The following is a 13,313-nucleotide window of genomic DNA, read 5'->3' as shown; positions in this document are numbered from 1 at the left end:
GAATCTATGAAAGCAGCAATCGTTACGGCAGCGGGCAAGATGCCCGTCTATGGTGATTTCCAAACACCCAACGCACAGGCGGGGGAAGAACTGATTACAGTACGAGCTTCCGCGCTAAGCCACTTCTCGAAATCGCGAGCATCGGGCTCGCATTACAGCTCCGGCGGGGTATTTCCCTTAGTCGCTGGATCCGATGGTGTCGGAATAACGCAGGATGGAAGACGAGTCTATTTCGTTCTACCGGACGCCCCCTTCGGAGCTCTTGCAGAGTTTTGCCCGGTGAACTCCAGGCGGTGCATAGAACTTCCAGACTCTCTGAATGACGTCACGGCGGCTGCCATCGCAAATCCCGGAATGTCCGCCTGGGCGGCGCTTGTGGAGCGCGCTCACCTTGTGGCTGGAGAAACGGTGCTCATCAACGGTGCAACCGGAACCGCAGGCAGACTTGCCGTTCAACTGGCGAAGTACCTGGGCGCGGCCAAGGTTATCGCAACAGGCCGCAACATGGAAGAGTTGGAACAGCTCGGAGCAGATGTGGTGATCCCATTCACTCTGGGGATGCTGCACCCGTCCGGAGCAAAAGATTACGAGGAGGCTTTGAAGAAGGTCTTTGCTTCTGGGATCCATGTCGTTATCGATTATTTGTGGGGTGAGAGCGCGAAGACCATCATCGTTGCGATCGCTAAGGCTGTGGAGGACGGTACTCCCGTCCGCTTCGTGCACGTCGGCGGGTCCAGCGGGGAAGAAAACATTGATTTACCGGGCGCGGCCCTCCGTTCCTCGGCCATCCTGCTCATGGGAAGCGGCGTGGGGAGTGTTCCTCAGTCCGTTCTACTGCAGGCGATCAAAAATGTCTTCGACGCGGTTCAGCCGGCAGGCTTGAAGATTGCGACCACGGTCGTGCCGCTCTCTAAGGTAGAGGAAGTCTGGGACAAAGCTCCCGGCAAGCCTCGCGTGGTCTTTTCGATGAAATAGAACAAACCCATGGGCAAAAGGTGCGGTGATATTCTGGCAAAAGGGCAGACCGTGGTCAGCATGGCCACATGCCTCTAAAGGTGTTGTTTTTATGTCTGAATTTAGTTCGACCAGCACGACCGACGTTACGCCGCTTCCCTCTGATCCAGAAACCGTTACTGGCCATGTTGCACCAGCCGCAGTTGTAACCGAGGAAGAGGAAGGCGAATCCTTCAGCGACATTTTTTCTGCGTATCAGCGAACGAGTGATCGCCGTTCGGGCGAAGAAGGGCGACAGATCCGAGGGACCGTCGTCGCGGTCAACGCCGAGTCTGTGTTTGTCGATATCGGTTTTAAATCCGAGGGTATCCTTCCGCTGACTGCATTCCCCGCCGCTAACGAGCCGGTAAAGCAGGGAGACACCTTGATGGTCTCCGTGAAGGGGCGCGACCCGGACGGCTACTACGGGCTTTCGCTCTTCCGTGTCGCACAACCCAAGGACTGGAGCAGCTTGCAGGCAGCCTTCGCCGACGGAACGAATATCGTGGGTACGGTCACAGCTGTCGTGAAGGGCGGTCTCCACGTCGATGTGGGCGTACGTGCGTTCCTTCCTGCTTCGCGCAGCGGCGCACGGGATGCTGCGGAGATGGAAAAGTTAGTCGGCCAGGAGATCCTCTGCCGTATCACGAAGCTCGATGTGGTCGAGGAAGATGTCGTCATCGATCGCCGCGTTGTCACCGAAGAAGAGGCGCTGAAGGGCCGAGATCTGCGATTTGCCGCGATGCAGGAAGGCGCTATCGTGGACGGCACGGTGCGCAGTCTGGCGGACTATGGCGCATTCATTGATCTGGGCGGCATTGACGGGCTGCTGCATGTGAGCGACATGGCATGGAGCCGTATCGGCAATCCTTCTGACGTTTTGGAAGTCGGCCAGACTGTCCAGGTGAAGGTGCTGAAGATCGATCCGGAGAGCCGTCGCATTAGTCTGGGACTGAAGCAGCTTCAGCCGCACCCCTGGGATGACGTGGCGGAGAAGTTTGCCGTTGGGGATCGGGTGCGGGGCACCGTAACGCGCACCGCAGAGTTTGGAGCCTTCGTCGAAATCGCGCCGGGAATAGAAGGTCTGGTGCATCTCTCGGAGATGTCCTGGTCCAAGCGTATCCATAAAGCCACCGAAGTGTTGAATGTCGGCGATACGGTTGATGCCCTGATTCTGGCCATCGGTGTTGAGGATCGGCGTATCTCGCTGGGGTTGAAACAGGCCCTCGGCGATCCCTGGGTCGAAGCTGCAGAGCGGATTAAGGTGGGCTCGGTGGTGGAAGGGCCGGTCGTTACTATTATGAAGTTTGGCGCGTTCGTGCAAATCGCCGAAGGCGTGCAGGGACTTGTCCACATCAGCGAGATTACCGCTGAGCGCCGACTGAATCATCCGTCCGATGTATTGCGCGTGGGTGAAGTAGTTAAAGCGCAAGTGCTCGAGATCGACAAGGAGAAACGCCAGCTTCGTTTGAGCATAAAACAGCTCGTACCGACGAGCCTCGACGAATTCCTCGAAGAACACAAAACGGGCGACCCTGTCACCGGGCGCGTTGTTTCCATCGAGAACGGTGTGGCGCGAGTCGAGTTGGGAGAAGGGATCATCGCCCAATGCGTGTTGCCCACCTTGGCTTCTGATACTCCCGAGACGCCCGCAGCTCAGCCGACGGTTCCGGTCGATCTATCGGCGTTCAGCTCCATGTTGAAGTCGAAGTGGAAGTCCGGGGACTCTCCGGCGGTCTTGAACCCTTCGACCGAGACAAAGAAGTCTGAGGCGATCAAAGCAGGTCAGGTGCGTAGCTTTGTCCTTGGGAAGATCGATCCGACGGAGAAGAGCATCGAGCTGGTTTTGGACAAGTAACTTACTGAGCCTGGGTATCGGGGCTTTGCGATGCTCAGGCCCCTTCACCGAGGACGCTGCGCTCGCACGAGTTTGCTCATCGCTGCACTGGCGGGCGTTCCAAGACTGTCGAGACCATCCATCACAGCGGTGGCATCTTGCTCATTACGGTTCTGGCTGACCTTCCACTTACCCTCCACCCGTGACACCTGGAGTTCGAGTCCAACGATCGCACGGCTCAGTTTCGCGATGAACTCCGGAGGAGCATCCGCAACGCGCCACGGAACCTCCGCAATGACCTCATGTGTATCGGTCAGAGTGCGCAGGTGTTCGAGGAGCCAATCGGGATCCTCGATGGCCCGCAGACGTCCATAGACGTGGACAGCCACATAGTTCCAGGTCGGTACTTCATTTCCATGCTTCTTCTTTTCGGGATACCAGGAAGCAGAGATATAGTGCTGCGGCCCGGTAAAAATCCCAAGGGCCTCTTCAGAAGCCGAGAAGTTCTGCCACTGAGAGTTGACGCGGGCTACATGCCCTCGCAGGACTCCGAACGCCGAATTGCCTTCGTGGAGCACCATCGGAATATGCGAAGCGATCATTCCTTGGCTCGTCTGCGTCACCAAGGCGCAGAGAGGGTTGTCCCGCACAAACTGCTGAAGTGTGAGGACGTCGTTTTCCGCGTTCTCCTAGGGCGTATACATGCACTGCCTGTCCTGGAACTTTCTATCGAATAGGGATATTCCATTATTGCGGATGGAGGGCGAGACGTGCGGCGCGAATTTGCATCAGTTGCGCAGCCATATCGTGAATGAGGTAAATCTCCCGGTCGCGCGTCCAAGGCTGGTCGGATTCGAGGTCGTAACTCGCCGGAAGCACTAGCCCGTCCATGGCCCACGCGTCCATGCCTCTGGCGCGTGAAACCTCAACACAACGCTTAGCGTGATCGTGATGGCCAATCACACAGACGCGCCCGAGCTTCGAAGCATCTCCTGCAGCGTGCGTGATTGCAGCCTCGGCAACTCCGTCGGTGCTGAGGTATCTGACCGACTTGTCTGGAGCAATCACGGGGTTAATGGCCACAACCTTGGAGACACCTGCTTGCTCGGAAAGAAAGCTTGCGATCTCCCATTGGGCATAAATGACCGTAGCACGGCTGCGGCGTTGCGCCTCAAGCACCGCCATCGCGAGTGCCTGGTTGACGGGCCCCGGAGCAGGAGTAGATGTTCCTGGCAGCGGGGGGCGGTTGCCAAAGCTGTAAGCGATGATCGTATGGAACGTGGAGGCTGGCTGCGATGGTGCTTCCCAGAGAAATCCCACATCGAGCAGAACAGGCGCAAGCTTTGCAGCCAGCTGAGGGTCGGCTAGCGCTTTTCCCAAGGCGTCCTGGAGTTGCTTCGGAAATGGCTGCGGGAGAGCGGCGGCTTGCGAAGTGGGTGCTGCGGAGAGGGTCGCCGCCGCAAGGATGTTTTGGAGAAAAGACCGACGCTCAACCATGCCCTCATTATTGCAATGCCCGATGAACGGACGTTGACAGGATGAAAAGGGGGCGGTTGATCTACTTAGATGAGCGGCGTATTCCCTACCCGCGAATGAACGGTGCAATGCACCAATGAGCGAAAGCGTATCCAGCCGCTCCGATCAGCCCTGCTCCCGGAAAGGTCATGATCCAGGCCCAGACGATCTTCTCTCCCCAGACCCATCGCACAGCATGGGGGCCTCGGGTAGCGCCAACGCCTAAAACAGCCCCGCCGATGGCGTGCGTGGTGGAGATTGGTACCTTCGCGATGGTGGCAAATCCGATGGTCGTCGCGGCAGCCATCTCGGCGGCAAAGCCCCCGACTGGTCGAAGGTGGGGCGTAATCCTAGATCCGATTGTCTTTACGATGCGCCAGCCACCCGACATGGTTCCGAGGGCCATGGCTGCATGGCAGGAAAGAATGATCCACCACGCAATTTCGTGCTTGCCAGCCAGTCCATGAAAGCTGTTGGAGCTGGCCTTGCCCCATTGTTCATGCCCGGCGGCAGCCAGAAGTGCAACGATAATTCCCATCGTCTTTTGGGCGTCATTGGTTCCGTGCCCTAACGAATACAAGCCAGCCGAAACGAGTTGCAGATGGCGGAAGCGTCTCTCCGTCTTGTACCGTTCGCTATGGCGCGTAAGCCACGCCACCGAAGTCATGATAGACCAGCCAAGGACCGCCCCAATGATTGGAGAGAGAATGAGGAAGACGATGACGGGAATCCAGCCTTTGATCAGGATTGCGTGCCATCCTGCCTTTCCAATGGCCGCGCCCGCGTATCCGCTGATGATCGCGTGCGACGAACTGGTCGGCATGGCCGCCAGCCACGTAATAATGTCCCAGACAATCGCACCGATTAGCCCACCGCAGATAACGTACACGTCGACAGCCTTGGGATCGACGAGTTTGTCCGAGATAGTTTTGGCCACACCGGTGCCAAAGATAAACGCTGCGACGAAATTAAAAAACGCAGCCCAAAGCACCGCCTGTCCCGGCGTTAGAACGCGTGTGGTGACGACCGTGGCTACGGAGTTTGCGGCATCGTGAAAGCCATTAAAGAAGTCGAAGATGAGGGCGACAGCAATCAGAGCGAAAACAAGATAGAGAATCGGCACAATGAATTCCTTTGTTCCTCAGCCATTCTTGAGTAGAACGCGGACCAGAACTTCCATCGCCTCTTCGCAGCGTTCGATGGCCTCTTCCAGGAGATCGTGCAGCTCTTTTTTCTTAATGACGTCCAAGGGATCGGGCGTACCCGCAAAGAGTGTTCCCAGGAACGCCTCGCGGTCTCTCTTGACCAGTTCCATTGCGCCCGAGACCGCATCAATCGATGATTTAAGTTCGGCTATTTTTTTTTCGTGCCGAAGACTGTGAATGACATCGCTCAAGGCCTTGGAGATCGTGGACAGATTTCTTGCCTGACCGGTCAGAGTGGGATGTAAATCCTTGATCTCATAGAGTCTGAATCGCTGCGAGAGTTCCGCGACCCGGTCCACGACACCGTACATTTCGGTGAGTAGATTCAGGATGTCTTCTCGGTCAAGCGGCGTGATGAAGGCCTGGTCGAGACGAACCAGGCTCTCGGTCATCGTCCGCGCCGCGCCAAGTCTATCTCCCTCGATGGATTGCATCTGTCCATCTGTCTCAGGAAATCGGACGGCCATGGTTTCGAACTGTCTCGAAGTGTTGACGACACGATCCGCGAGTCCTTCGAGTTCGTCGTAGAATTTTTCATCTCTCGGCATGAGATTGAACATACGTCCCCCGTGCGTTTTTGGATGCCTGCGAAGATTAAGACAATGTCAATTAATTGACATTCGGAACGCTACGGAGTGCCTGCATCCCGCTCGTCTTTGGGGAGTCAGAGTAAATCTGCTGCGCAAGCCACGAGGAAATACCTCCTTTGGGCAAAGCCTTCTGCTCCGCCGTCTTATCCATATAACGAATGACCTGGTCCGGTTCGGGGGCCGCATTGGCGATCTTATCTTTTACCGCGGTCGGTGTAACCGGATCACTCATGACAATCTGTATCCGAAGTGCTTTCCCCTTCAGTTGCGGAAGGTACATGATCGGATCGAGAGTTGTGACTTTATTGAGAAACTCCGGCTTGAGGTACAAGGCGCGTTCCTCTTCCGGTATCTGCTTGGAACCCTTCAACCAGTCGGGCCAATCTCCCCAGGGATCGACTACGTGGAGCGCTCTGATCCGCGGATCCGCCGCAGCGGCGAGGATGGCGATGCTACCGCCTGAACCTTGTCCGAATAACCCGATTCGCTCGGCGTCAAGATCGTCGCGCTTTTCGAGGTAATTCAAAACCATCTGTACATCGTGGGTAGAGGTGGACAAGGCCTCCTGCAACTCGCTCACAAACCATTGCTTCATCGGGCGCGGAGTGTGAAAGCGTTGCCACGAAAGTGCGGAGCCGAAGCTGGCGATGGCGATCTTATTTTGCGATGCCTGATCGCACCAGGTACTCGCACGAAACACATCGGTATCGAAGGTGTAATTCAGAAGAAACAACGCGACCGGTGGCTTGCTTACGCCTGCGGGGCGTATGACGTAAAGATCGATTGGATCGCCTGGACGCCACTGTAACCGCAGCAGTTCGCGTGTGCATCCTCCGACCTCCACTTTGTTCAAGAGAACGGCTGCGGGGACATCGAGCGAAAGCCCGCTCTTCGCAAGAGAGAGCGTCGTCCAGTCTTCTTTGAAAGGTGGCGCTTCGGGCTCGATGACGGCAGGGGTCTCCGGCAACTCGGGCGTAACTACAGGTGCAGGTTTCGAGGAGGGCTTTGTCGACGTCGTGGTCTGCGCATGGGCCAGGCCGAGGGTGAGCGCGAGGAAAGCAAGTGCGGCGAATCTGCGGAACATTCAGAACTCCCGGAGAGTGGTGGAGGAAGACGATTGACCAAATAACGTAAAAGCGGCAGACCCGCCGTGATGGCCGGGTCTGCCCAGTTGCGGGTAAAGCGGGGTTTTGGAATCGCCAGTGACTACCGGCGGTGTTCGGTCTCGCCGTTGGGGCCATTGGTAGAACAAAAGGTGGAATCCGCCGCGAGGGTGAAGACCTGTCCGCCTACATCGCCGCCAGCTTCGGGTGCGGTGCAGTTGCTGCTGGTGATATTACCCACGTGGCCGTTGGCGATTGAAGCCAATGGCGGCTCGCCAACGCCAGTGGCGGGCGGGAGGAAGTGGGACCGAACTACCGTCAACCTGTTGGCTGTGACGAAGTCAGGCCGGGAAGTGCTCGTTCCGGAGGAGACAAACGCCTGCGCCGCGTTAGACAAAGCAACTGCGTTGGCGGTGGCGGTGGTATCTACGGTGACGAGCCGGAGCAACGACCAGATGGGATACGTTCCATCCTGTACATGGCTCAGAGTGACATGGGCCAGGTCTGCGCTGCCGGTGGTGGGGATCACTCCGGTATGCGTGGCGGAGTTGGTGAGTAGCGGATCGATGGTATCTACGGTGAGGTACTTGGCATTCGGCGCCAGTGCGCTGGTGAAGCCCTTGAAGTTAGCTACGCTCCAGAAGCCGTAGCCTAGCGTGTTGGTGCCGTTGTTGGTGGTGTCAAGCACTTCGCTTAACTCCTGGCCGGTGCCGATCGCGCGGCGGCGGTGTCCACCACTGGCAGTCATGATGTTCATCGGATTCAGGCCAACGCCGACGGGGTTGCAGTCGCGCTGAGTGGCGGGCTGGTTCAGACCGACATCCTGCGAGGTCTGTTCGACTGTCGTGTTGGGAACGTTGAACTCCATGGTGTTGTAGGTGCCGGAGAGCGGCTCACGGATGAGGGCTGTAACTGCTGCACCCGAAGCGACAGGAGTCGCAAGTGCCTGGCCGGTGAAGGAGTTGCGGCCGTCCAGAAACTTCGCCAGCGCGTCGCTGCTGATGTTGTTTACGGGGCTGGAGGGATTGTTGAAGCCGGTGCTGTCGCCGTTTACAACAACCAGGATAGGTGTAGCTCCGATGGGGGTGACGCTATATACGGAAGGAAGGGTGAAGTTGACGACATGGAAGGTGGAAGTGCTGAAGAAGCTGGAGATGTTATCGCCGTTGTTATAGCCAAGGCCGAGGTACTGCGCATTTGCGCCGGTGCCCATGGCTGTGCCGCAACCACCGGGGAAGGTGGAGCGGGCCGCGGCAAATGCAGCATCCTCAGGACGGATATCCGTACCCGCGGCGTTTACAACGCTATTGCTCAGCGCCGTTGCAACCTTGGGGGGAAGAGCGAACTCCGATCCCGCTGGCAGGATCAGGTTGGCTGGTGCGACACCTGCAGTGGGATAAGCGATCGAGCATTGAGCGCCCGTTGTCTTATTGGCGTTGAAGAGGCAGCGGTCGCCAACCACCGAATCCGTCTGCAGATAAGCCCAGACCTTGGTGGCAGAGGTAACATTGGCATCACTGCAGGTGGTGGCAGATGCCGGCAGGCTGGACGGCGTCCATGCGACCCAGGACTGACCTGAATCCGTCAGAGAACCGCCCGTGCTCGTATCGGTTGCAACGGCGATGGATCCGGCCGTGCTGCCCGTGCTGCTCCAGACGCAGGTGCCGCCCAGGCCGGAGGACGTGGACGAGGCCGCAAGGCCGGTTTCCAGGAAGAGAGCGGAAGATCCAAGGCCGTTGATCTGAACCGCCGGAGTTTGTGCATTGGCCGACAGCGCTGTGAGCGCGGCGCCGAATGCGAGAGATACCTTCAAAAGCTGCTTCATGGTGTTACTCCTCGATGCTCTGGTTGAGAAAGAGAGCCCGGCCTGATGCAGTGGACTTCAAGCCGAAGCTGGTTCCCGGGTCTGCGCTCGAACCGCAATGGAGGGAGGCAAGCCGGGTGTTTCGATGGAGAACCCGGAAAAATAGGGTGAAAAGGATGCCAGGAATACAGTGAATGCTCCTGCTGGATTCTTGTGCTTCTATCCATGGTGACGAGGGCAGCCGGTGAATCTCAACGACCGATTCTGTGTATTCATCGAAACGTAATCCGGCATTCATCTTGGCTGTCTCTCTTGACGACAACCTATGTTGAGGCGGAATTATTCACGCCGCATTAATATTCACAAGCAACCCGTCATGTACAAAAGAACTACTCCTGTAACACGCTTTGTTGAGCGCATCCCTTTGCGCACGGGCGAAGTTCTGCTGATACAAACATTCCCCAAAAATAAAAGAAAAATTTCTCCTCCTCGTCGTTGAGATCTGCTGTGCTCAAAAGTCATTTCTTTCAGGAGCGGTTGTATGAATTGTCGCTCTCTGACATAAGAAGCTCGCGCGCGATCGGCATCGGTCGCGTAGTGCAAAACTTAAAGGTTTTATCTCTCTGGAGGATGTGTGCGCGTTCTGTCGAAGTGGGTGGTTAGCCGGTCAATGGTGGTGGCGATGGCTCTGTTGACCGTTCTGGGAATGGTGGGCTGTGCCGGTGGGAACTCTTCCTCTTCGGGAAGCAATGTCACCGCAACTCCGACGTTCAGCCCCGGCGCTGGAACCTATAACACCTCGCAGACCGTCACCATTGCGGATGCCACCTCCGGAGCGGTGCTCTACTGCACGACGGACGGTATGACTCCAACGACCTCTTCGCCACAGTGCAGCCAGCCGACCACGATCTTCAAGACACAGTTTCTGCAGGCCATTGCGGTAGCGCCGGGTATGACCGCCAGTGCGGTCGCCTCTGCGGGCTATACGGTGAACCTGAACGCCGCCGCCACGCCCACCTTCTCGCCTGCTGGTGGTACGTATTCGGCAGCGCAGACAGTGTCGATCAATGACGCGACTGCAGGCGCAAACCTCTACTACACCACGGATGGCACCGTCCCTACGGCTGCATCCAAGCTCTACACCGGTCCCGTCGTCCTCTCCAAGAGCGGAACGCTTAGCGCCATTGCAATGGCCTCTGGATTTAATAACAGCGGCGTCGCCAGTGCGTCGTACACCATTGGGCAGGGAACGGCTACGCCGGTGATCTCTCCTGCGGGTGGTACGTTCAGCACGGCGCAGACCGTCACCATTACGGATGCGACTCCGGGCGCGAATATCTACTACACCACGGACGGCACTACCACGCCGACGAGGTCCTCCACCTCGTACGGCGGTCCCATCTCCGTCTCCTCCAGCCAGACCATTCAAGCCATCGCTGTCGCGTCCAACATCCCCAGCTCCGTGGCCACGGCTGCGTTCACCATTACGCTCACCGCCACCGCGCCGCCCACCTTCTCTCCGGCTGCTGGTACGTACACCACGGCGCAGACTGTGATGCTGAGCGACACCACGTCGGGCGCGACGATCTACTACACTACAGACGGCATCACCACGCCGACGACCTCTTCTGCGGTCTATGGCAATCCCATCTCTGTCTCCTCAAGTCAGACCATCAAGGCGATTGCGACCTCGAGCGGTTTTGGTACCAGTGCAGTGGCTAGCGCGGCATACACCATCAACTTGGCTGTTGCAGCGCCAACATTCTCTCCCGCCGCTGGTACCTTCAGTACCGCCCAGACCGTGACCATCAGCGATGCCACGACGGGTGCAACGATCTACTACACCACGGATGGCAGCATACCGGTGCCGCAACAGGGCACGACGCAGCCCTACAACAGTCCTATCAACGTGTCCCAAACTGAAACGATCAGCGCAATTGCTATGCTCGACGGTACCTCCAGTTCAGTCGCCACGGCAAGCTACACGATCAATCTCGGAGCGCCGATACAAGGTTCGGTCTTCAGCGGAATGCTGCCGGTCGGTGGCGCGCAGGTGCAGATCTATGCGGCGGGGCAGACAGGCTACGCCTCCGACGCCACACCACTGCTCGCAACCCCGGTGAAGACAGACGCCAGCGGCGCCTTCAGCGCCCATTATGATTGCCCGGCGTCGCCCGGCGACTTGGTGTATCTGGTGGCGACTGGTGGCAGCATAGGAAGCGGCAGTGCGAACTCCAGCCTCGCGTTTATGACGGCGCTTGGTCCCTGCGGCAACCTTGCGTCCACAGCGGCAACGTATGTGGTGAATGAGGTCACGACAGTGGCTTCGGCCTATGCGCTGTCGCCCTTCATGGCCGGTGCGACAAAGGTAGGTTCTTCTATAGCGAACTATCAGGGACTCACGAACGCCTTCAGGACGGTGACCAACCTGACGGACCTGACCACGGGCAACGCGCTCACCATCACGCCTGCGTATGTGAATAGCAACCCGGTCCCATTCCTTAACTCCAGCACCGTGCCGCAGTCGCGTATTCATACGCTGGCCAACGCACTGAACGCCTGCGCTGCAGGTACAGCTTGCTCCAGCCTCTTCAGTGCCGCAACACCGAATGGCGGTGCAGCGCCGACGGACACGCTGCAGGCTATCTTGGACATCGCCCAGAATCCTGGCGCGAATGCTTCGGCGGTCTTCAACGTCGTCTCTACCGCAGGGCCTTTCCAGCCCGCCCTGGCCGCAGCGCCCAACGACTGGATCCTTGCGCTTACCTTCACAGGAGGTGGGCTCGGGTTTGCTCCTGGATTCCAGGTTCCGTTCTTCAACGATCCATTCGATTTGGGTACTTTGGAGAACACCTCCATGGCGATCGACGCCACGGGTAATATCTGGGTCACGGCCTTCAATAACGAAAACGATGGCTCTGGATCTAGCTTTCCCGATGTGGACAGCGGGATGATCGCCGTATTCGATAATCTGGGCGCTCCTTTAACTAAGCCAAGCGCTTTGGACAGCTCGGGGAACGTCATCTACGGCGGCTATATCGCGAATCACATAGAGGACGGTACCGGGACCGCAGGCACTGTGGCCGCGCACGCGATCGCGATTGATCCGTCGGGCAATGCATGGGTGAACGGTGGATCGGTGATAGGTGCTATGTTCCCGCAAACGGGAACAGGACTTGCTGAGGTGGTCCGCAATGGACCCAACTTTTCCTTGGTTCTGCCCTATATTCAGGTTGGACCGAATGCCAGTCCGCTCACCATTGACGGCAGTGGCAATGTATGGCTCTTCGATGGCGCGCTTGAGCAGTTCGGACCTACTGGCGCGCTAAATTTCAGTAACCCCGGCGCGGGCATCGATCCAGCGAATCCAAATGCCGGTTACGGCAGCATTCAATCTCTCATGTTTGATTCGAATGCCACGCCTGCACTATGGGGTTCAGCGGCCGACAAAGGTGACCTTTACCAGATCAATCCCAAGGACGGAAGTGGCGTTACCAATTACTTCGCTGGAAGCACGGGCCAGTATACGAATCTAGCCGCCGGGAGCGACGGAAATATCTATGCTTGTGGGGATCAAGGCGGCCAAAAGCTCGACGTCCTAAACGTTGCCTCCATGTCCATTCTCAACAAACTTACAATCCCCACGGGAAGGGGGTGTGGGAACCAGATGGTAATGGACGGCGTTGGCCATCTCTTTACCGTCACCGGGGGCACATCGCCTGGAATCCTCGATGAGTTCACTGTGAGTGGTTCCCGCCTGTCGCCGATCTCTCCAGTGGGTACGGGATACACCGGGACCAGTACGGGAGAAGCCGCCACCATCAATCCCGACCCAAATGCGACTTTGATTGTTCCTTTTGGTACTACTTATATCCCGCCTGCAGGTGTAATGGGAGCGGCCATCGATGGCTCCGGCAATCTGTGGGTTCTCAACATTGACACCGGCACCACGACTTCTCCAGGCAACGTGCTGGTGGAGTTTGTCGGAATCGCCGCGCCGGTAGTGACGCCCATTTCGAACGCCGTCTCTTTTGGACAGGTGGGAGCGCGACCGTGACGCTTGACAAATTCATCGGAAATTATCCGGAGAAGCACCTTGTGCGTCACGGCTCCTTTGCATACTTGGTACGCAAACTCAACTCTGCCGTTCCTCATTCGTTCAACCATCACGGTGGCTGAACGAGGAAAAGTTCCAATCTTCGCGGATAAGGCGCAAGGCAGAGATTGTTCTGTTGGCAGGGAAGGAGTGCGTCGTGGAGATATGTC

The 13,313-nt window shown here is 57.6% G+C and carries 8 protein-coding genes and 1 pseudogene; 3 read left to right on the top strand and 6 right to left on the bottom strand.

The annotated features are described in order from the left end of the window. The first annotated feature begins 6 nt into the window (after positions 1-6). Entirely contained in the window at positions 7-975 is a 969-nt protein-coding gene (locus ACIPR4_RS12565; RefSeq protein ID WP_013569036.1) for a quinone oxidoreductase family protein, read from the top strand. A 91-nt stretch (positions 976-1,066) separates the two neighbouring features. After that, positions 1,067-2,851, top strand: a complete 1,785-nt coding sequence (locus ACIPR4_RS12560) for a 30S ribosomal protein S1 (protein ID WP_013569035.1) — start codon at positions 1,067-1,069, stop codon at positions 2,849-2,851. A 44-nt stretch (positions 2,852-2,895) separates the two neighbouring features. Here the strand turns inward: ACIPR4_RS12560 and ACIPR4_RS12555 are convergent. The 6 genes and pseudogenes from ACIPR4_RS12555 to ACIPR4_RS12530 form a co-directional block, all read right to left on the bottom strand. After that, positions 2,896-3,501: pseudogene (locus ACIPR4_RS12555) on the bottom strand (FMN-binding negative transcriptional regulator); the annotation flags it as partial. A gap of 76 nt (positions 3,502-3,577) precedes the next feature. Next, positions 3,578-4,327, bottom strand: a complete 750-nt coding sequence (locus ACIPR4_RS12550; protein WP_013569033.1) for a hypothetical protein — start codon at positions 4,325-4,327, stop codon at positions 3,578-3,580. An 85-nt stretch (positions 4,328-4,412) separates the two neighbouring features. Beyond that, a complete protein-coding gene (locus tag ACIPR4_RS12545; RefSeq protein ID WP_013569032.1) occupies positions 4,413-5,468 on the bottom strand; it encodes an inorganic phosphate transporter in 1,056 nt (351 codons plus the stop codon). Between the two features lie 18 nt (positions 5,469-5,486). Next, positions 5,487-6,110, bottom strand: a complete 624-nt coding sequence (locus tag ACIPR4_RS12540) for a DUF47 domain-containing protein (protein ID WP_013569031.1) — start codon at positions 6,108-6,110, stop codon at positions 5,487-5,489. Between the two features lie 49 nt (positions 6,111-6,159). Then, on the bottom strand, positions 6,160-7,224 hold the full coding sequence (locus ACIPR4_RS12535; RefSeq protein ID WP_013569030.1) for an alpha/beta hydrolase family protein: 1,065 nt from the start codon (positions 7,222-7,224) through the stop codon (positions 6,160-6,162). Between the two features lie 122 nt (positions 7,225-7,346). Next, complete coding sequence (locus ACIPR4_RS12530; protein WP_013569029.1) at positions 7,347-9,068, bottom strand: hypothetical protein; 1,722 nt, start codon at positions 9,066-9,068, stop codon at positions 7,347-7,349. 613 nt (positions 9,069-9,681) lie between these two features. Here ACIPR4_RS12530 and ACIPR4_RS21680 point away from each other — a divergent pair. Continuing rightward, positions 9,682-13,104 (top strand): chitobiase/beta-hexosaminidase C-terminal domain-containing protein, encoded by a 3,423-nt coding sequence (locus ACIPR4_RS21680; RefSeq protein ID WP_013569028.1) that lies wholly within the window; start codon positions 9,682-9,684, stop codon positions 13,102-13,104. Positions 13,105-13,313: the final 209 nt, after the last annotated feature.

The organism is Terriglobus saanensis SP1PR4 (assembly GCF_000179915.2).
GTDB classification, from domain to species: Bacteria; Acidobacteriota; Terriglobia; order Terriglobales; family Acidobacteriaceae; genus Terriglobus; species Terriglobus saanensis.
This window is presented reverse-complemented; position numbering and strand designations above follow the sequence as displayed.